This window comes from Lysobacter sp. CFH 32150, from assembly GCF_022758295.1.
In the GTDB taxonomy this organism is placed as follows: Bacteria; Pseudomonadota; Gammaproteobacteria; order Xanthomonadales; family Xanthomonadaceae; genus CFH-32150.
The window spans coordinates 259674-279685 of record NZ_JALDWJ010000003.1 but is presented as its reverse complement, the minus strand read 5'-3'; the positions used below and the strand labels follow the sequence as shown (position 1 = coordinate 279685).

The window sequence follows — 20012 nt, the reverse complement described above, 5'->3', positions numbered from 1 at the left end:
ACCAATATCGCGACTTACGTCGCTCCCACAACAAGCAGCGATCACCGGCCTTGCTCCTCGCCCCACAGCATCTTGTGCAGCTGCATCTGGAATTTCACCGGCAAGCGATCGGCGACGATCCAGTCCGCCAGTTCGCGCGGCGCGACCTGCGTGTAACTGGGCGAGAACAGCACGTCGCAAATGTCGGCCAGATGGTGTTCGGCGACGATGCCCTTGGCCCAGTCGTAATCCTCGCGGCTGCAGATCACGAACTTGACCTGGTCGTGCGGCGTGAGCAGCGGCAGGTTGCTCCACAGGTTGCGGTGGACTTCCTGCGAACCGGGCGTCTTGATATCGAGCACGCGCGAGACGCGCGGGTCGACTTCGGCGATGTCGATCGCGCCGGAGGTCTCCAGCGAGACCTGGTACCCGGCGTCGCAAAGGCGCGCCAACAAGGTGATGCAGCGCTTCTGCGCCAGGGGTTCGCCACCGGTGACGCAGACGTGGCGGACACCATGCTTCGCCACCTCGTCGAGGATGGCGTCGATCTCCCGCCACTCGCCGCCGTAGAAGGCATAGGCGGTGTCGCAGTACTGGCAGCGCAACGGGCAGCCGGTCAGGCGCACGAACACGGTCGGCCAGCCGGCGTCGCGGGCTTCGCCCTGCAGGGAGAGGAAGATTTCGGTGATCTTGAGGCGGCTCGCCGATGCGGCAGCCGCATCGGTGGCGACGGCGTTCATGGGTGAATTTTAGCGGGAGCGCTCGGCCTGCAGGCGATTCAGGCGGTCCTCGGCGTCGCGTGCGATCTGCGTCCCCGGATAACGCGCGGCCACTTCGCCCAGCGTGCGCTCGGCGGCGTCGAACTGCTTCAAGCTGTATTGCGACAGGCCGACCTTCAACAGACCGTCGGTCGCCTTGTCGTGCGTGGGGTAGCGTCCGACCAGGGTCTGGAACTGCTCCAGCGCCAATTCGAAATTGCCGGTGACGTAATAACTCTGGCCCAGCCAGTACAGCGCATTCGGCGCGTACGCCCCGTTCGGGTACGCCTGCAGGAAATCCTGGAACAGCCGTGCCGACTCCGCGTAACGACCGGCCTTGAGCACGTCGAAAGCGGCGTTGTAGGCGCTGCGTTCGTCCGCGCCTTGCGCCAGCGAGCCGGCATCGCCATACACCGCCGGGGTGCGGTCGCGTGCGGACGGCGTGGCCGCGGTTGGGACGGGTGGCTTCGGCGCCATCGTCGTCGTGGCCGGGGCCGTGGTCGCACTGCCTTCGAGCCGGTTCAGGCGGCCGTCGAGGTCGAGGTACTGGTTGCGGCCGCTCTGCTTGAGCTGCTCGTTCTGTTGCTGCAGCTCCTCGATCTGGGCGCGCAGGGCCTGTACTTCACTGCGGAGCTGGGTGACCTGGTTGAGCAGATCGACGTTGCCCTGGTTGTTCGCGGCTTGCTGCTCGAGCGCTGCCACGCGGTCGGCCAGGCTGACACGTTGCGCGAATGCGGGAGCGGCGACCGCCAGGGCCGCCGCTACCACGGTTGAAACCATTAAACGAGACGTCTTCATGCCGGAAATCTAACGGATGCTGGCTTACTTGGCCGTGTACACGATTTCGACGCGGCGATTCTTCGCCCAGCAGTCCTCGGTGGATTCCTGGCAGGTCGGGCGCTCTTCGCCATAGCTGACCACGGTGAGCTGGCTGCCGGAACCGCCATTGGCCTGCAGCGCCGAGGACACCGAATTGCCGCGGCGTTCGCCGAGGCCGAGGTTGTACTCGCGGCTGCCGCGTTCGTCGGCGTTGCCTTCCAGGGTGATGCGTGCGGACGGACGGTCACGCAGGTACTTGGCGTGGCAGGCCATCGCGGCCTGGAATTCCGGGCGCAGCGCGTCCTGGTCGAAATCGAAATAGATCACGCGCTGGCGCAGGCAGGCGTCGGTGTCGAGGTCGCCCGGGCCGTAGGCGCCTGGGACGCTCGGCTGGGTCTCGGTGATCGGGGTGGTGCCGGTACCGGTGTCGGTCGGGGGTTGTTCCTTGACCTTCTTGGTGCAGGCCACGGCCGCGGTGCAGAGCACGGCGGTCAGCAGTACGCGGGCAGTTGCGTTCATCGTCGTTCCTCGTCTTCTCGCAGGGATGCTGGGGGAAAGCCGGGCTTGGGAAGCCGGGTGGAGCTTGCCGGTATGAATCAGCGTCGAAAGTCTACGCGTATTCAGTGAATTCAGCGTTGTGATTGCCGGTACGGCGACCAGGCCGGCTCGCGTACGTCGCCATCGGCCAGGACCAGGCGCTGGCGCACCCGGGCATCGGCCGATACCGCGTACAGCACGCCGCGACGGCCCTCGCGGGCGGCGTACAGCACCATGCTCGCGTTGGGGGCAAAGCTGGGTGATTCGTCCAGCGAGCCCGGGGACAACGTGCTCCAGCGCGAGCCGAGGCCCAGGTCGAGCAACGCGATCCGGTAGGTGTTGCCGCTTCCCTGCGCGACCGCGATCTTCTTGCCGTCGAAGGACACGCTGGGGTCGGAGTTGTAGGCGCCGTCGAAAGTGACGCGGGTGGCGCCGCCACCACTGGCAGGGGCCTTGTACACCTGCGGACGGCCGCCGCGGTCGGAGACGAAGAACAGCGAGCCGCCATCCGGACTCCACACCGCCGAGGTGTCGATGCCGAAATGATTGGTGATCTGGCGCAACTGCTTGCTGGCCAGATCCATCACGTAGATCTCCGGGTTGCCGCCCTTGGACAGAGTCAGCGCCAGGCTGCGTCCATCCGGCGAGAAACTCGGCGCGCTGTTGATGCCGCGGAATTTCGCCACCGGCGGCGGCACCATGGTGTCGCGGTAGATGTCGAGGATGTAGATCGCCGAGTTGCCGCTGTCGAAGCTGACGAACGCCAGCTTGCGGCCGTCCGGGCTCCACGCCGGCGACAGGATCGGCTGTCGGCTCGGGAACAGCTGGCGCGGGCCATAACCGTCGGCATCGGCCACCATCAGCGAGTAACGCGCCTCCTTGCCGACGCCGCGCTGGACGACATACGCGATCTTGGTATCGAACGCGCCGCGCACGCCGAGGATCTTTTCGTAGATCGCGTCGGCGATCTGGTGGGCGACGGTGCGCAGGTTGGCCGCGTTGCCGTTGATGGCAAAACCGAGCAGGCGTTGCTGCTTGGCCACGTCGAACAGTTCGTATTCGACCCGATAGCCACCGCCGGCCTCGACCACGCGGCCAACAACGAGGAAATCCTGCTTGGCGGTGCGCCAAGTCGGGTACTCGACTTCGGAAGCGCGGCTCGGCAGCGGCTTGGGCGCGACCACCGCGCGGATCCGGTCGGCCGGCATCCCGTTGAATTGGCCGCTGCGGTTGAGATCGGCGTTGATCACAGCAGCGATATCGGTCTGCGATGCCGTGCCGGAATTCTGGAACGGCACGACAGCGATCGGCAGCGCAGCGGCGTTGCCGCCGACGATGTCGATTTCCAAACCTTGCTGCGCCAGTGCGGACAACGGCAGCAGCAGGGCGAACAATGTGGCGAGCCAACGCGGCGATCGGATCATCGTGGGGGTTCCTGAATGGACGATCAGTGTTAACAGCTTGGCCGTGAATGTTGTCTCAAAGATGAACGAACACGGACTAGATCAGGCGATCAGCGATCCTGCGCCTCGAAATTTAGATTGAGTTGACGATTGAACACTGCTTCGAAGCCGGCATAAGGCAAGGGTTGCGCCTTCAATACGGCGGCCTCGACGGAACGCTTGCCCAGTTCGTCATAGGGACAAGAAGGCGCGACTTCGACATCGATGACTTCTCCGCCCGGGATCTGACGGATCAACAACCGGCATTTCTGCCCGATCGGTACGGTTTCGGGCCGTGTCCAATTGCGCGCAATAGCTTCCTGCAGCGCGGCCTGGTAGCGCGCAAGCAAATTGTTATCCACGCCGTTATTACCCGGAGGCGGACTGGCACTGGCCTCGGCATCGGCCTCCGCCGCGGCTTCGGACGCGCTGCGCGCGCGCGCATCGGCGAGTTGCTTGAGCTTGGCCTCGGCGAGCTTGGCATCGCGCGCCGCGACGGCACGTTGGCGACGGATATCCTCGAGCTGCTTCAGGCGTTCGAGTTGCATCTGCGACAGGCGCTGCTTGCGCTCGGCTTCCTGCTGGCGCTCGCGCTCCTCGGTCAGATCGACCTGTTCCTGGCGGCGCTTTTCTTCCTGCTCGCGCTCGCGCGTCTCCTGCGCGATCGCTTCGCGCGACACGCGTTCCTGTTCGCGCGTGTCCGGTTCGGGGACGCGCTCCTGGGCCTGGAACTGCGGCTCGACCGGCGAATCCTGCGGCGCCGGCTCGGGTTCCGGCTGCGGCGGGGGTGCGACTTCTTCTTGCGCCTGCTCCGCTGGTGGCGGCTCGGCATAGGCAGGCACAGGTTCCGGACGTTTCTTCAACGCACGGCGCATCGACGCGGACAATGCGCTCGGGTCGATCAGTTCGGCTTCGATTACTGGACCCGCCGCCGACACCGGCGCGCTGCTGCGCGTCCACCACAAGCCAATGAACGCGATCGCGAACAGGATCGCGTGCAGCGCGATCGAGTAGAACAACGCCTGCGTGTTGTCGGCGCGGGTTTCCCTCACCGCTGGATCGCCTCACCCGGCTGGCTCATCAGGCCCACTTTCGGAACACCGGCGTTCTGCAGCAGCACCATCGCGTCGATCACGACTTCGTAGTTGGCCTTGCGATCGCCTTGGATAAACACCGGCACATCCGGATTGCTTTGCACGAAGGCACCGACCTTGGCGCTGAGTTGTTCGGCACTGAGCGCTTCCTGTTCCGCGCCCTGCAGAGTGAGGAACAGGTGGCCTTCGGGGTCGACGCTGACCACCACCGGTTCCTTCTTCTGTTCGATCGGCTTGGCGTTGGTCTGCGGCAGTTCGATGTCGACGCCCAGGTTCAGCAGCGGTGCGGTGACCATGAAGATGATCAGCAACACCAGCATCACGTCGATGTACGGCACGACGTTGATGTCGGCCTTGAGTCTGCGTTTGCGGATGCGACGACCGGCGGCGTTATGGGCCATGGGATGCTCCTCGCCTTAGTCTTCGATGTGCGCCTGCCGCTGCAGGATCGAGGAAAACTCCTCGCTGAAGGCGTCATAGCGCGTCGCGATGCGGTCGACTTTGGTGGCGAAGCGGTTGTACGCCCATACCGCGGGGATCGCGGCGAACAGGCCCATCGCGGTGGCGATCAGCGCTTCGGAGATGCCCGGCGCGACGGTGGCGATGGTCGCCTCCTTCACATTGGCCAGGCCCTGGAACGAAATCATGATGCCCCACACCGTGCCGAACAGGCCGACGTAGGGACTGATCGAGCCGACGTTGGCGAGGAATTCGAGGTTGTGCTCGAGGCCGTCGAGTTCACGCGAGGAGGTCGCGCGCATCGCACGTTGCGCGCCTTCCAGTTGAATGCGCTGATCGACGCCCTTGCGCTGGCGGATGCGGTTGAACTCGCGGAAGCCGGCTTCGAAAATCGCCTCCATGCCTTCGACGCCGTGGCCGCGCTCGGTGGCGCCGGAGTAGAGCTTGGACAGTTCGGCACCGGACCAGAAGCGTTCTTCGAAGCGTTCGGCTTCCTTGTCGGCGCGGTCGAGCACGCGCTTCTTGCGGAAGATGATCAGCCACGAGGCGATCGAGGCGAACAGCAGCAACACCATCACCAACTGCACAGGAATGCTCGCGTGCAACACGAGCTGCAGCAGGTCCAGACCATTGTTGCCGGCGGCAGCCGCACCATTGGCGGCCTGGGCCGCGAGTTCGACGGTCTGCGCGGGCGCTTCCTCGGGCAGTGCGGTCGCGGCCTGCAGCATCAGCAATTGGGTCATGCGGTGTCCTCCACTAAAGCCGGCTCTAAAAGAGCGTGTAATTCGTCGAACAGTGATTGCGGGATCGGACGCGGGCGGAATCCGTTCGCCGTCAGCGCCGCCACCCGCACTTCGGCATCGAGCAGCACCTTGTCGCCACGGCGGATCGATTGCGCGATCACCAGGCTGGCGCGACGGCATTCGCGCAACGCCACCGTGACGTCGAGCGCATCGTCCAGCCGTGCCGGCTGGCGGAAATCGATCCGCATCGCCCGCACCGCGAACAGCAGATCGTGTTCCGCACGCAAAAGTTCCTGGCCCTTGCCGCGTGCGCGCAGCCATTCGGTGCGCGCGCGTTCGAGGAAGGCCAGGTACTGCGCGTGGTAGACCACGCCACCGGCGTCGGTATCTTCCCAATAGACCCGTGTCGGCCAACTGAACACGGGTTCAATCGCCGCTTGCATCTGCAACAAACAGATCGTTGGGACTGGCCTTGGGCTTGAGGCCGAGGTGGCGATAGGCCTTCGCGGTGGCCATGCGCCCGCGCGCCGTGCGGATCAGATAACCCTGCTGGATCAGATAGGGTTCGATCACGTCCTCGAGCGTACCGCGCTCCTCGCTGAGCGCTGCGGCCAGCGATTCGACGCCCACCGGGCCACCGTCGAAGGAATCGACGATGGTGCGCAGCATGCGCCGGTCGAGCTCGTCGAAACCTTCCGGATCGACTTTCAGCATCTGCATCGCCGCATTGGCGATGTCGCGATCGATGCGTCCGTCCGCTTTCACCTGCGCGAAGTCGCGTACGCGGCGCAACAGGCGATTGGCGATACGCGGGGTGCCGCGCGCGCGCCGCGCGATCTCGCCGGCGCCTTCGGCTTCGCAGGGAATGGCGAGGATCTGCGCCGAACGCCGCACGATCCTGGTCAGTTCTTCCGGCGTGTAGAACTCCAGGCGCTGCACGATGCCGAAGCGGTCGCGCAGCGGCGCGGTCAGCAAGCCTGCGCGCGTGGTTGCGCCCACCAGCGTGAATGGGGGCAGGTCGAGCTTGATCGAGCGCGCCGCAGGGCCTTCGCCGATCATGATGTCGATCTGGTAATCCTCCATCGCCGGATACAACACTTCCTCGACCACCGGCGAGAGGCGATGGATCTCGTCGACGAACAGTACGTCGTGCGGCTGCAGGTTGGTCAGCAGCGCGGCGAGGTCGCCGGCCTTCTCGATCACGGGACCGGACGTCTGGCGCAGGCCGACGCCGAGTTCGTTGGCGATGACGTGCGCGAGCGTGGTCTTGCCGAGGCCGGGCGGGCCGAAGATCAGGACGTGGTCGAGCGCTTCGTTGCGCTGCTTCGCCGCCTGGATGTAGATCTGCATCTGCTCGCGCACGGGCTGCTGGCCGAGGTATTCGTCCAGGCGCTTGGGGCGGATGCTCGCCTCGATGGCGTCTTCTTCGCGCGTGGCGGCGGGCGACACGATGCGTTCGTCGTTCATGCCGGCATTATGCCGGCTTTACTCCCTCCCTTTCGCCGAGAGGCGAAGGGGAGGGTTGGGGAGGGGTGCTTTTGATGTTGCTGCTTTTCAGAAGCTTAAGCACTCGCGCCTGCGGCGCTCGAACCCCTCCCCAACCCTCCCCTGCGCTACGCGCAAGGGAGGAGAAAACTCAGATCTCGATTTGCGCACCCAGTTCGACCAGGCGGTTGCCCGGGATGTGGAAGAACCCGGTCGCCGGTGCCGCATTGCGGTGCATCACCGCGAACAGTTTGTCGCGCCAGATCGGCATGCCACGGTGCCGGCTGGCGATGATGGTCTCGCGACTGGCGAAATAAGTGGTGTCCATCGGGTCGAAATAGATGCCGCCCTTGTCGCAGCTGCGCATCAGCGCCAATGGCACATCCGGGGTTTCCATGAAGCCGAAGCGCACGACCACTCGATAGAAATCCTCGCCACCGATCGAATCGATCTTCAGGCGCTTCTCCTTCGGTGCGTACGGCACGTTGAGCGTGTCGACGGTCAGGAACACGTTGCGCTCGTGCAGCACCTTGTTGTGCTTGAGGTTATGCAGCAGCGCATGCGGCACCACGCCCGTCTGCGCAGTCAGGAACACCGCGGTACCCGGCACCCGAACCGGTGGCGCCAGCATCAGGCCCGGCAGGAAGCTGTCGAGCTGCAGGCCTTCCTTGCGGATCTCGGCATGCAGCAACTCGCGGCCGCGGCGCCAGGTGCGCAGCAACGTGAAGACGAGGATGCCGAGCAGCACGGGGAACCACGCGCCGTCGAGGAATTTGACGCCATTGGCCACGAGGAAGGCCAGTTCCATGATCGCGAACACGGCGCATAGTGGCACCACCCACCGGCGCGAATCGGGCCAGCTGGCGCGCGCAACCAGTGCCAGCAACAAGGTGTCGATGAGCATCGTGCCGGACACCGACACGCCGTAGGCTGACGCCAATGCGGTGGAACTTCGGAACGTCAGCACCAGGGCGATCACCGCGAACATCAGCGTCCAGTTGATGGTCGGAATGTAGATCTGGCCGATGGTTTCGCGCGAAGTGTGCTTGATCGCCATGCGTGGGATGTAGCCCAGCTGCATCGCCTGCCGTGCGACCGAGAAAGCACCGGTAATGACCGCTTGCGATGCGATCACGGCAGCGGCAGTCGCAAGCGCGATCATCGGATACAGCGCCCACTCCGGCACGCCGACATAGAACGGATTCTTGACCGCGGCCGGGTTTTCCAGCACCAGTGCGCCTTGGCCGAGATAATTCAGCATCAGCGACGGCAGCACGAAGAAATACCACGCGTAACGGATCGGCTTGGCGCCGAAATGACCCATGTCGGCATACAGCGCCTCGCCGCCTGTCACCGCCAGCACGACCGCGCCGAGGATGAAAATCCCGTGCCAGCCGTGGGTGACAAAAAACTGTACCGCCCACCATGGATTGAAGGCCTTGAACACTTCCGGGTTGTGCAGGATGTTGAGCAGGCCGATTGCAGCAATCGCCAGGAACCACATCGCGGTGATCGGCCCGTACACGCGGCCAACCTTCTCAGTGCCGAAACGCTGGGTACTGAACAGCGCGAGCATGATCAGCACGGCGATCGGCACGATCCAGTTGTGGAACTTCGGCGCCGCCACCTCGATCCCTTCGAGCGCGCCGAGCACCGACACGGGCGGCGTGATCACGCCGTCGCCGAAGAACAACGACGCGCCAAAGATGCCTAAAATGCCGACCGCATACGCCGAGCGCGATCCTTTCGGCAGCGTCCGCTGGGCCAGCGCCATCAGCGCCATGATGCCGCCTTCGCCTTCGTTGTCGGCGCGCATGATCACCGCGACGTATTTCACCGTGACGGTGATGATCAACGACCAGAAGATCAGCGACAGCACACCGAGCACCGTCGCAGGGTCCGGCGTCAACCCGTAATGCGGCGAGAATGCTTCCTTGATCGTATACAGCGGGCTGGTGCCGATATCGCCGAAGACGACGCCGATCGCGCCAACGGTCAGGCCGAATAGTCCGACCTGGCCGTGGCCGTTATGCGAGCCGTGATTGGAAGTATTTGTGGTGACGGCCATGGGCCTTCCCTGAAGGAAATACGCGGAATTTCGGGTTGGCGGGGCTCAGCGAAGCGCGGACTTTAGCGCTTTGCGGATGATCGTGGCGGCGTCATCGCCGCTTGTGGTGGCATCGCGGGCCATGCGTGCGGCTTCGGCCGGCTTGTAGCCGAGTTGTTGCAGGGCACTGACCGCCTCGGACTGCGGATCGGCCGGCACGCCGCTGCCGCCGAGCGTCATGCCGCCCGCGATCAGGTCCGCCGCGCGATCGCGCAACTCCACCACCATCCGCTCGGCAGTCTTCTTGCCGATGCCCGGGATGCGGGTCAGCGCGGTGACATCGCCGGCCTGCACCAGTCGCACGAAGTCGTCGACGCTCACGCCAGACAGCACCGCCAGCGCGATCTTGGCGCCGATGCCACTGACCTTCTGCACGTCGCGGAACAACCGGCGCTCGCTCTCGCGCAAGAAACCGTACAGCGAGACGCTGTCTTCCTTCTGCGCGTAATGGGTGAACAGCGAGACCTCGCGACCCACTTCGGGCAGGTCGTAGAAGGTGCTCATCGGCGCTTCGAGTTCGTAGCCGACACCATGCACGTCGATCACCAGCCATGGCGGCTGCTTGTGGATGAGGATTCCCTTCAGGCGTCCGATCACTCGCTGCTCCTCATTGGCCCGCCCTTATCGACGGCGCAACAGCGCAATGCTGGCGCCAGTACGCTGCGCGGTCGCGCTCATGTGCGCGTGGGTCAACGCGACGGCCAGGGCATCGGCGGCATCGGCCTGCAATTTCTGGTTCGGGAGGTTCAACAACAGCCGCACCATGTGCTGCACCTGGGCCTTTTCCGCAGCGCCGCGGCCCACCAGCGATTGCTTGATCAGGCGCGGCGCGTATTCATGCACGGCCAGGTGACGACGTACCACCGTCGCCAGCGCTGCACCGCGCGCATGGCCGAGCTTCAGCGCCGAGGTCGCGTTCTTGTCCATGAACACGGTCTCGATCGCGACCTCGTCCGGACGCCAGCAGTCGATCACGGTTTCCAGGCCTTCGCAGAGCATGCCCAGCCGCGCCGGGAAATTCGCCGCGTCCAGCAGCACCAGGGCTTCGGCATGCACGAACGTGCAGCGGCCATCGGCGGCGACGTCGATCACACCAAGGCCAGTGCGCTGGGAGCCGGGATCGATGCCGAGGATGCGGGTCACACGTTCACTTTACGCGTATGCGTCGCTAAGGTCGGCATTGGAGTAGACGTTCTGCACGTCGTCCAGGTCCTCGAGCCAGGCGAGCAGCTTGGCAACCTGTTCCGCGGTTTCGCCGGCGACGGCGATGTCGTTGTCGGCGCGCATGGTGATTTCGGCGATATCGGGCCTGAGGCCGGCGCCTTCCATCGTGGCCTTGACCACTTCGAACGCATCCGGGGCGCTCAACACATCGATTGAGCCGTCATCCGGATACACCACGACGTCGTCGGCACCTGCTTCGATCGCGGCTTCGGTGATCTTTTCTTCGTCCGCACCCGGCGCAAACGACAGCACGCCGAGTTTCTTGAACATGAAGGCGACCGAGCCGTCGGTGCCCAGATTGCCGCCGAATTTGCCGAAGGCATGGCGCACGTCGGCCACGGTCCGCACCTTGTTGTCGGTGAGGCAATCGACGATCACGGCGACGCCGCCAGGGGCATAACCCTCGTAGCGGATCTCCTCGTACTCGACGCCTTCGAGCTCGCCGGTCGCCTTCTTGATCGCACGCTCGACCACGTCCTTGGACATGTTCGCGGCGAGGCCCTTGTCGATCGCGACACGCAGGCGCGGGTTGTTGGCTGGATCGCCACCACCGGCGCGCGCGGCGACGCCGATCTCGCGGATGATCTTGGTGAAGATCTTGCCGCGCTTGGCGTCGGTGGCGTTCTTGCGGGCTTCGATGGACGGTCCTCTACCCATGACACTCCGGACTGACAGGTTGGCGAAACGGTGATTTTACTAGCCCCTGCGCGCTGGCAGGGGTGGTTTCAGTGCTGGAAATGCCCGGTTCGGAGGAACGCAGCCGTCTGTTCGACGGCGTCATGCGAGAACAGCAGGCCGCTATGGCTGGCAGCGACCACGACATGGTCGGCCAGCCCGTCGAGCCGGGTTTCGGCGACGGCGACGGTCCCGTCGTGCTCCTCGTGGAAACCAGCGAACAGCGCCCCCAGTCCATGCGGGACATGGCCTGCGATGACGCCCACTTCGGCCCGCCCTTGCCAGCACGGGAAGCCGCCCTGCAACAGGGTCGCACTACGGCCGAGCATCAGCGTGGAGATCGGCCAGCGCAGCAGGCCGGCCGCGGCACCGCTGCCTTTCAGCGGCGAACCCATGCAGACCACACGCGCCACATCGAGATCGGGCGCGTCGCACAAGGCTTGCAGCGCGATCATTCCGCCGAGGCTGTGCGCGACCAGATGCGCTTCGTCGCCTTCGCGCAGATGCTCGATCAGGCGCGGCACGGCGTTGTCCGGGCCGTCGACCACGCTGTGGTAGGAAAAAATTTCCGGCGCGAAGCCAGCCGCGGACAGCTTCGCTGCGAACCAGCGCATCGCGGCGCCCGGCATCCACAGGCCGTGCAGGAGGACGACGCGGTTCGTCATGCGTAGCGCGCTTGGCGGCGCAGGATGAATTCGAGATCGCGCACGCGGCCAACCGGGAATTCGTATTCGCCGACCTGCTCAAACCCATGCCGGGCATAGAACCGCTGCGCGCCGAGGTTCTGCGACCAGACGCCGATCCACAACGTGCGCGGGCCGTCGCGTTCGAGCCAATCCATCGCAACCTGGAACAACTTGCCGCCCCACCCGCCGTTCTGGAGTTGCTTGCGCAGGTAGATCCGCTTGAGCTCGCCATCCTCGGCACGCACGTCGGCATGCGGCAGGCCGCATGTGCCCGCCGTGGCATAGCCCAGTGCTTCGTCTGCATCCCCCGCGATCCAGGTGGCGTAGTGCGGGTTGCCGAGCAGCTTCTGCCAGGCTTCCTGCGAATGGGCCTCCTGCAGGAACGCCTGCAGGTCGTCCTGCTCGTACAGGTGGCCGAAGGCTTCGATGAAGCAGGCAGTCGACAGCGCCGACAGCACTGCCGCATCGGCTTCCGTTGCGCAGCGAATCGCGACGCTCACCTCAGGCCTTCGCTTCTTTCAACCGCACCGACACATGCACTTCCGCGAGCTGCGCGTCCGGCACCGGCGACGGCGCGCCGGTCATCAGGCACTGCGCCGTAGTGGTCTTGGGGAAGGCGATCACGTCGCGGATCGACTCGGTGCCGGCCATCAGCGCAGCGATGCGGTCGATGCCGAACGCGATGCCGCCGTGCGGCGGTGCGCCGTACTTGAGCGCGTCGAGCAGGAAGCCGAACTTGCCTTCCGCTTCCTCGGCACCGATGCCGAGCAGCTCAAACACCGCCGACTGCATCGCCGAGTTGTGGATGCGGATCGAACCACCACCGATCTCGTTGCCGTTCAGCACCATGTCATAGCCGCGGCTGACTGCGGTCCTGGCTTTCGCGCGCAGCTCAGCAATGTCATCGACTGCCGGCGCCGTGAACGGGTGATGCAGCGCGACGTAACGATTCTCTTCGTCGTCCCACTCGAACATCGGAAAGTCGGTGACCCACAGCGGTGCCCAACCCGCTTTGATGAGGTTCAAGTCCTTGCCGAGCTTCAAGCGCAGCGCGCCCATGAAGTCGGAAGCCGTCTTGTAGGTCGCGGCACCGAAGAAGATGAGGTCGCCGGTTTGCGCTCCGGTCGCGGTGATGATCGCGGCGAGCGTGGCGTCGTCGAGGAACTTGGCGATCGGCGAATTGACGCCCTCGCGACCTTTAGCCGCGTCCTCGACCTTCATCCACGCCAGGCCCTTGGCACCGAACTTGGCCGCATGCGCGCCGTAATCGTCGATCTGCTTGCGCGACAGCGTCGCGCCGCCGGGTGTGCGCAACGCAACCACGCGGCCGTCTTCGTGGTTCGCCCAGTCGGTGAACACCTTGAACTCGCACGTCTTCACCAACTCGGCGATGTCGGTGAACTCGAGATCGATGCGCAGGTCGGGCTTATCCGAACCATAGCGACGCATCGCCTCGGCGTAAGTCATGCGCGGGAACGGAGTCGCAAGTTCCACATCCATCACTTCGCGGAACACGACGCGGATCATCTCCTCGACCGTGTCCTGCACATCGCGCTCGCGCACCCACGCGAACTCCATGTCGAGTTGGGTGAATTCAAGCTGGCGGTCGGCACGCAACGCCTCGTCGCGGAAGCAGCGTGCGATCTGGTAGTAACGGTCGAAGCCCGCCATCATCAGGATCTGCTTGAACAGCTGCGGCGATTGCGGCAGCGCGTAGAACTCGCCCGGATGCATGCGCGCCGGCACCAGGAAGTCGCGCGCGCCTTCCGGCGTGGCCTTGGTCAGGATCGGGGTCTCGATGTCCTGGAAGCCACGTTCGTCGAGGTAGCGGCGCAGTGCCTGCACCAGCTTGATGCGGGTGCGCATCATCCGTTGCATCTGCGGCGTACGCAGGTCGAGGTAGCGGTACTTGAGGCGGATGTCCTCGCCAGGGTTCTCGTGCGCGTGGAACGGCAGCGGCTCGGCCTTGTTCAACACTTCGATCTGCGTCGCGACAATTTCGACCTGGCCGGTCCTGATCTTGTCGTTGACCGACTGGCGCTTGCGCACCACACCGGTGACGCGCAGGCAGTCCTCGTAGCCCACGTGCGCGGCGACCTTCATCACTTCCGCCTGTTCAGGCTCGACCAGCACCTGCACGATGCCTTCGTGGTCGCGCAGATCGATGAAGCACAAGCCACCGAGGTTGCGGGCGACGTCGGCCCAGCCGCACAGGGTTACAGGTTTGCCGATCAGGGCCTCGTCGATCAGGCCGCAGAAATGGGTACGCATGGGGACTCCGAGGCCGAAACGGCCTGCACAACCCGTTATTTTGCCAGACATGCCCGTGACTTGCGGCCCGCCGCGACTGGGCGCAGGCTGCACGGACATTGCTGCGGGGGAGCAGCCATGGTTTTCTCACCAGAGCGTGAAGCCGCCTACCTCGAACAGATGTTCGAGTGGCAGCGTTTGCGCCTGCGGTGGTTGGTGTTGCTGCCACCGGTGCTGCTGTTGCTGTTCATCGGGCTGCAAAGCCTGCTGATGCGCACCCCGCTCGTCATCTGGCTGCAGCAGCCGGCGTTGTACGTCTATCTCGCGATCCTGTTGGGGCTGGGGTTGTGGATGCGCAGGTTCAGGCGCGCGATCCCGTTCGCGTGGGCCGGGGTCGCGCTGCAGACCGCGTTCTGCCTGGCTTGCGCCCTGATGACCCGGCCCGGCCACGGCGCGCTGGCCCTGGTGTTGCCGCTGTTCGTCGCCACGCCGCTGGTCACCGCGCCGTTCTGGGCGCGTGGGCCGACGGTGGTCACGGCCATCGCCCTCGGTTACCTCGCCGGCACCGTGGCGCTGTGGCACAGCAACGCCGGCAGCACGGTGTGGCTGGCATTCGGCATCCAGGCCGCGGTGGGTTCGCTGGTCGCGTTGGTGATGCATGCGACTGTCGACCAGGCCCGTCGCGGTTATTTCGTCGCCGAGGAGGAACTGGCGCAGCGGGCCCGTCTCGATTTCCTGACCTCCGTGCTCAATCGCCGCCACTTCATCGAAACGGGCGAGGCGCTGGTCGAATCGGCGCGCCCCGGCCGCAACTTGAGTGCCTGCTTCATCGACCTCGATCACTTCAAGCGGGTCAACGACGAAGGCAGCCACCGGATCGGCGATCAGTTGCTGGTGGCCATCGCCCAGCGCCTGTTGGCGGCAGGCGGTGCCCGGCGCCTGATCGGTCGACTGGGCGGAGAGGAGTTCGCGCTACTGCTGCCGGGCGTTCCGATCGACCAGGCACAGACTCTGGCGCAGCAGTTGTGTGCCGAGATCGCCACGATCGACATCGAGGGTTTTTCCGTGACCGCCAGCGTCGGCGTCGCCGCGTGGCGGCCGGGCGAGAGCCTGTCCGATCTGCTGCATCGCGCCGACCTGGCGCTGCTGGCCGCCAAGCGCAATGGACGCAACCGCATCGTGCGGTGGTCGCCAGAGCTTGAAGCGGTGACCTGAGAGCGGCTGGCGCGACAACGCGCCGTTTTAACGTTTGTCGTGTATCACTGCTTCGCGCCGCTGCACCGACGCTTACAAGGAGAGTCCCATGCCGTCGATCGTCAAACGCATCGCCATCGCCCTGTGCTTTGCGTTCCTCGCCGCCCCGTTAGTGGCCCAGGAGCGGGCTTACGCGCCCGAGGATCTGCGCACCCTGTCCTACAACGACCAGGTCCGGGTGATCAGCCTGGAATATTCGGAACAGTCCAACGGCCGCCGTATCCCCGACGACCAGCTGCGCTTCTACATCGACCAGGTCAACCGCTCGAACTGGGGCTTCAGCCAGATCAAGGCGGATATCGCGAAGTCGCTGGGCGGGAACACCGGACCGCAGCCGGTTCCGGGCGGCACCATTCGTTGCGAAAGCGTGGATGGTCGCGCGCAGACCTGTCGCACGCCGTGGTCCGGGCCGACCCGGCTGGTGCGCCAGCTGTCGAAGTCACCCTGCGAGGAAGGCCGCACCTGGCAGTCGCAGCAGGGACAGGTGTATGTCGGCAATGGGTGCCGCGGCGAGTTCGCCGCCGCCCCGGTGGTCCCGCCTATCACCGGCAGCATCCGTTGCGAAAGCGCGGATGGTCGCGCCCGGACCTGTCGCACGCCGTGGTCCGGGACATCGCGACTGATGCGCCAGCTGTCGAAGTCGCCCTGCGAGGAAGGCCGCACCTGGCAGTCGCAGCAGGGACAGGTCTATGTCAGCAATGGGTGCCGCGGCGAATTCGCCGCCGCGCCGGTGGCCCCGCCCACCACGGGCAGCATCCGTTGCGAAAGCAGCGGTTCGCGCGATCACACCTGCAACACGCCATGGCGCGGCCGGTCGCGCCTGCAACGGCAGTTGTCGAACGCCGCCTGCACCCAGGGCCGGAGCTGGGGTTGGAAGCCCGGCCAGGTCTGGGTCTCGAATGGCTGTCGGGGCGAGTTCGTCCAGGTCCGCGACACCGTCCCTGCTCCGTATACCGTGACCTGCACCAGCAGCAGCGTGTTGCCGACGACGTGCGACTGGGATCGCAATCGCGGTCGTCCATATCTGTTGCAGCAGCTCTCGAATGCACGCTGCACCGAAGGCCTGACTTGGGGTTACAACACCAGCCGCGGTCTCTGGGTCAGCGCCGGCTGCCGCGCCCGCTTCGGGGCGCGTTAGGGCGCAGTTAGGCTTCGCCGGCGGCGGACTTCGTCGCCGGCTTGGGCTCAACCTTGGTTTCCGCTTTCGGTGCAGTTTCGGCCTTGGCCACACTGCCGCCGGCACCCTCGCCCTTCTCGGTCAGGTTGCGCTGCTTGTCGCCACCTTTCTTGAAATCGGTCTCGTACCAGCCGCTGCCGGACAGGCGGAACGCCGGCGCGGTCAGCTGCCGCTTCACCGCATCGGCGCCGCAATCCGGGCAGACGCTGGGGTCGGGGTCGGACAGCTTCTGCAGGCGGTCGAAACTATGGCCGCAGGCGGTGCATTCGAAAGCGTAGATCGGCATGGCGATGGGGACTGCGGAAGAACAGGCGGGTAGTCTGGGGCCTGGGCGCCAGCTTTCAAGCGTTTTGCCCCGCGTCGACGGCGCCAGAACGCGGCTTTTGTTGCGCACCGTCCAGCTAGACTGCGTCGCTTTCACGCCGGAGTCGCCATGGAAGCGCTGCGCCTGTACCAGATCGATGCCTTCACCCGCGAGCGCTTCATGGGCAATCCGGCCGGCGTTGTCACCAATGCCGCCGGCCTCGACGAGCGGCAGATGCTGCTGATCGCGCGCGAGCTCAACAACTCCGAGACCGCCTTCGTGCTCCCCGCGCAAGGCCCGGATCATGATGTCCACGTGCGCTTCTTCACGCCGACGACCGAGGTGCCGGTGTGCGGACACGCCACCATCGCCGCGCATTACGCGCTGGCGTGCGAGGCCGGTGGCGCCACGGGCATGCGCCGGCAACTGACTGGCGCCGGGGTGCAAATGGTGGAAGCCGAACGCGACGGCGACGATCTGCGCATCGTCATCACCCAGAATCCACCCACCTTCGCCGATCCACTGTCGCCGGCACAGACGCAACGCTTGGCGGCTGCGCTGGGCGTGGCCCCCGACGAACTCGACCCACGCTGCCCACCGCAGTTCGTCTCCACGGGCCACGGCAAGTTGCTGGTCGGCCTGCGCAATTACCGGCGCTTGCGCACGCTGACCCCTGACCCACTGCAACTGAAAGCGCTTGGCGCCGAAATCGACAGCAAAGGCTTCTTCGCCTTCACCCTTGACCGTGGCGAACACGACGACGCGCTTACCGAGGGCCGCATGTTCGCGCCGGCCATCGGCATCGCCGAAGACCCGGTGACCGGCAATGCCAACGGCCCACTCGGCGCGTACCTGGTGCGGCACGGACTGGTCGATGCGACCGGTCCGGAATTCAGCTTCCGCGCCCGCCAGGCGACCGGCGATGGCCGCGGCGGTTATGTCGACGTCAGCGTGCGCGTCGACGACCGGCAGCCGGTCGGCGTGCGCATCGCCGGCCATGCGGTGACCTGTTTCCAGACCACGCTGCTGCCGTAAACGAAGCGGCTAGGCTGCGTTGGCCTCGTACAGGGCCAGCAATTCCAGCTCGGCGGTTTCGAGTTCGATGCGCAGCTCGGTCTGCTGCTTGCCGAGCGCCGCTGCACGCGCCCCGCCATCCGCATAGAGCGTGGGCGCGGCGAGTTCGGTTTCGAGCGCCGCGATGCGCGTTTCCAGGTCGGCGACACGCGATTCCGCCTTTGCCAGCTTGTGCGGATTGATCTTGGACACTTTCTGCTTCGCGACGGGTGCCGGCGGCGGGACGGGACTTGCCGGCTTTTCGGCTTTGGCCGCTTCGCTGCCCGGACGCGAACGCAGCCAGGCTGCGTATTCGTCGAGGTCGCCGTCGAAGGCTTCGACCTTGCCACCGGCGACGCGCCAGAACGTTTCGCAGACCAGGCCGATCAGGTGGCGATCGTGCGACACCATCACGATCGCGCCATCGAAATCGCTGAGCGCCTCGGCCAGGGCTTCGCGCATGTCGAGGTCGAGGTGGTTGGTCGGTTCGTCGAGCAACAGGACGTTCGGCTGTTTCCATGCGATCAGGGCCAACGCCAGGCGCGCCTTCTCGCCACCGGAAAAACTGTCGATCGATTCGAAGGCGCGGTCGCCTGGGAAATTCCACTTACCGAGGAAATCTCGGAACGCCTGCGTCGATGCATCCGGTGACAGCTTGCGCATGTGATCGATCGGCGACTGCCCGGCCATCAGCGACTCGACCGTGTGCTGGGCGAAGTAGCCGATGCGCAGGTCTGGATGCGCGTTGCGCTCACCGGCGAGCAGCGGCAGTTCGCCGACCAGGGTCTTCACCAGCGTCGATTTACCGGCGCCGTTCGGGCCGAGCAGGCCGACGCGATCGCCGGCTTCGAGGCCGAAACCAACGTCATGGAGGATGGTCACTGCAGTCGCGACTGACGTCGCTCCCACAGGCGCCACGCGGTACCCCGCATCGACGTGGTTCAGGCGGATCAGCGAGTTCGGCAAGCGCTGCGGCGCCGGGAATTCGATCCGCAACGAACGCTCGGCACGTACCGCCTCGGTTCCGGCCAGCTTCGCCAGCCGCTTCATCCGCGACTGCGCCTGCTTGGCCTTGCTGGCCTTGGCTTTGAAGCGATCGATGAAGCTCTGCAGGTGCGCGCGTTCGGCCTGTTCCTTCTCGTGCGCGATCTGCTGCTGGCGCAACTGTTCGGCGCGCTGGCGTTCGAATGCCGTGTAGTCGCCGGTGTAGAGCTTGGCCTTGCTTTCGTGCAGGTGCAGCGTGTGCGTGGTCACGTTGTCGAGGAACTCGCGGTCGTGCGAGATCACCAGCAGTGTGCCGGGATAACGCAGCAACCATTGCTCCAGCCACAGCACCGCGTCGAGGTCGAGGTGGTTGGTCGGTTCGTCGAGCAGCAGCAGGTCGCTCGGCGTCATCAGCGCGCGGGCGACGTTCAGGCGCACGCGCCAGCCGCCGGAGAAATCAGACACCGGCTTTGCATGCGTCTCGGCAGGAAAGCCGAGGCCATGCAGCAATCGGCCGGCACGCGCGCTGGCGTCGTAGCCGTTGAGTTCTTCGAGGCGGTGATGCGCGACGGCGACCGCTTCCCAGTCCTCGTTGGCGAACGCGTTGGCCTCGGCCTGGATCGCATCGTGCACGGCGGCATCGCCCGAGAGCACGAAATCGATCGCCGCGTCCGGGAGCGATGGGGTTTCCTGCGCAACGGAGGCGATGCGCGCCTTGCCGGGCAGGTCGAGATCGCCCTTGTCCGCTTCCAGCTCGCGCATCAGCGCCGCAAACAACGAGGATTTGCCGGTGCCATTGCGGCCGACCACGCCGACGCGCCAGCCGGCGTGCAGGGTGAGGTCGACATCGGACAACAGGAGGCGTTCGCCCCGGCGCAGGGCGAAGTTTCGAAAAGAGATCATCGTTCGATTTTATCAGTGCGCATTAGTGTTCCATTCGAATGGAACGATTGACGCTAATGTAAAAAACATGTTAAAGCGA

The 20012-nt window shown here is 65.3% G+C and carries 21 protein-coding genes; 3 read left to right on the top strand and 18 right to left on the bottom strand.

Translation table 11 applies throughout. From position 1 onward, the window contains the following. Positions 1-41: 41 nt before the first annotated feature. The 16 genes from queE to aspS form a co-directional block, all read right to left on the bottom strand. Entirely contained in the window at positions 42-719 is a 678-nt protein-coding gene (gene queE, locus MO486_RS07500; RefSeq protein WP_242905741.1) for a 7-carboxy-7-deazaguanine synthase QueE, read from the bottom strand. Between the two features lie 9 nt (positions 720-728). Next, positions 729-1535, bottom strand: coding sequence for a tol-pal system protein YbgF (ybgF, locus tag MO486_RS07495; RefSeq protein ID WP_242905740.1), 807 nt, complete (start codon positions 1533-1535; stop codon positions 729-731). Positions 1536-1559: 24 nt separating this feature from the next. After that, a complete protein-coding gene (pal, locus tag MO486_RS07490) occupies positions 1560-2075 on the bottom strand; it encodes a peptidoglycan-associated lipoprotein Pal (RefSeq protein ID WP_242905739.1) in 516 nt (171 codons plus the stop codon). A gap of 110 nt (positions 2076-2185) precedes the next feature. Further along, the gene (gene tolB, locus MO486_RS07485; RefSeq protein WP_242905737.1) at positions 2186-3517 is read right to left on the bottom strand and encodes a Tol-Pal system beta propeller repeat protein TolB; all 1332 of its coding nucleotides are present in this window, start codon (positions 3515-3517) and stop codon (positions 2186-2188) included. Positions 3518-3606: 89 nt separating this feature from the next. Next, positions 3607-4587 (bottom strand): cell envelope integrity protein TolA, encoded by a 981-nt coding sequence (gene tolA, locus MO486_RS07480; protein ID WP_242905735.1) that lies wholly within the window; start codon positions 4585-4587, stop codon positions 3607-3609. Continuing rightward, positions 4584-5030: a protein TolR gene (gene tolR, locus MO486_RS07475; protein WP_242905733.1), complete on the bottom strand. Its 447-nt coding sequence runs from the start codon at positions 5028-5030 to the stop codon at positions 4584-4586. Before tolR ends, tolA begins: the two co-directional genes overlap by 4 nt. Before the next feature lie 15 nt (positions 5031-5045). Continuing rightward, on the bottom strand, positions 5046-5816 hold the full coding sequence (gene tolQ / locus MO486_RS07470; RefSeq protein ID WP_242906007.1) for a protein TolQ: 771 nt from the start codon (positions 5814-5816) through the stop codon (positions 5046-5048). Between the two features lie 11 nt (positions 5817-5827). Then, entirely contained in the window at positions 5828-6274 is a 447-nt protein-coding gene (ybgC, locus tag MO486_RS07465) for a tol-pal system-associated acyl-CoA thioesterase (RefSeq protein ID WP_242905731.1), read from the bottom strand. After that, positions 6258-7298, bottom strand: a complete 1041-nt coding sequence (gene ruvB, locus MO486_RS07460) for a Holliday junction branch migration DNA helicase RuvB (RefSeq protein ID WP_242905726.1) — start codon at positions 7296-7298, stop codon at positions 6258-6260. Before ruvB ends, ybgC begins: the two co-directional genes overlap by 17 nt. Positions 7299-7467: 169 nt before the next feature. Continuing rightward, complete coding sequence (locus MO486_RS07455) at positions 7468-9384, bottom strand: potassium transporter Kup (RefSeq protein ID WP_242905720.1); 1917 nt, start codon at positions 9382-9384, stop codon at positions 7468-7470. 45 nt (positions 9385-9429) lie between these two features. Beyond that, positions 9430-10020: a Holliday junction branch migration protein RuvA gene (gene ruvA, locus MO486_RS07450; RefSeq protein WP_242905718.1), complete on the bottom strand. Its 591-nt coding sequence runs from the start codon at positions 10018-10020 to the stop codon at positions 9430-9432. Positions 10021-10044: 24 nt separating this feature from the next. Beyond that, a complete protein-coding gene (gene ruvC, locus MO486_RS07445; protein WP_242905715.1) occupies positions 10045-10566 on the bottom strand; it encodes a crossover junction endodeoxyribonuclease RuvC in 522 nt (173 codons plus the stop codon). Positions 10567-10575: 9 nt separating this feature from the next. Beyond that, positions 10576-11304, bottom strand: a complete 729-nt coding sequence (locus MO486_RS07440) for a YebC/PmpR family DNA-binding transcriptional regulator (RefSeq protein WP_242905711.1) — start codon at positions 11302-11304, stop codon at positions 10576-10578. A gap of 68 nt (positions 11305-11372) precedes the next feature. Beyond that, complete coding sequence (locus tag MO486_RS07435; protein ID WP_242905703.1) at positions 11373-11987, bottom strand: alpha/beta hydrolase; 615 nt, start codon at positions 11985-11987, stop codon at positions 11373-11375. Then, a complete protein-coding gene (locus tag MO486_RS07430) occupies positions 11984-12508 on the bottom strand; it encodes a GNAT family N-acetyltransferase (RefSeq protein ID WP_242905701.1) in 525 nt (174 codons plus the stop codon). Before MO486_RS07430 ends, MO486_RS07435 begins: the two co-directional genes overlap by 4 nt. A gap of 1 nt (position 12509) precedes the next feature. Next, entirely contained in the window at positions 12510-14279 is a 1770-nt protein-coding gene (gene aspS, locus MO486_RS07425) for an aspartate--tRNA ligase (protein WP_242905699.1), read from the bottom strand. 117 nt (positions 14280-14396) lie between these two features. Between aspS and MO486_RS07420 the strand changes: the two genes are divergently transcribed. Both MO486_RS07420 and MO486_RS07415 read left to right on the top strand, forming a co-directional pair. Continuing rightward, the gene (locus MO486_RS07420; RefSeq protein WP_242905697.1) at positions 14397-15473 is read left to right on the top strand and encodes a GGDEF domain-containing protein; all 1077 of its coding nucleotides are present in this window, start codon (positions 14397-14399) and stop codon (positions 15471-15473) included. Positions 15474-15561: 88 nt separating this feature from the next. Continuing rightward, positions 15562-16650 (top strand): DUF3011 domain-containing protein, encoded by a 1089-nt coding sequence (locus tag MO486_RS07415; RefSeq protein ID WP_242905695.1) that lies wholly within the window; start codon positions 15562-15564, stop codon positions 16648-16650. Between the two features lie 7 nt (positions 16651-16657). Here the strand turns inward: MO486_RS07415 and MO486_RS07410 are convergent, their stop codons facing one another. Beyond that, positions 16658-16975 carry a zinc ribbon domain-containing protein gene (locus MO486_RS07410; protein WP_242905693.1) on the bottom strand — a complete coding sequence of 106 codons (318 nt, stop codon included), beginning with the start codon at positions 16973-16975 and terminating at the stop codon, positions 16658-16660. A 147-nt stretch (positions 16976-17122) separates the two neighbouring features. Between MO486_RS07410 and MO486_RS07405 the strand changes: the two genes are divergently transcribed. Further along, the gene (locus MO486_RS07405) at positions 17123-18028 is read left to right on the top strand and encodes a PhzF family phenazine biosynthesis isomerase (RefSeq protein ID WP_242905690.1); all 906 of its coding nucleotides are present in this window, start codon (positions 17123-17125) and stop codon (positions 18026-18028) included. Between the two features lie 9 nt (positions 18029-18037). Here the strand turns inward: MO486_RS07405 and abc-f are convergent, their stop codons facing one another. After that, positions 18038-19933, bottom strand: coding sequence for a ribosomal protection-like ABC-F family protein (gene abc-f / locus MO486_RS07400; protein ID WP_242905687.1), 1896 nt, complete (start codon positions 19931-19933; stop codon positions 18038-18040). Positions 19934-20012 lie beyond the last annotated feature (79 nt).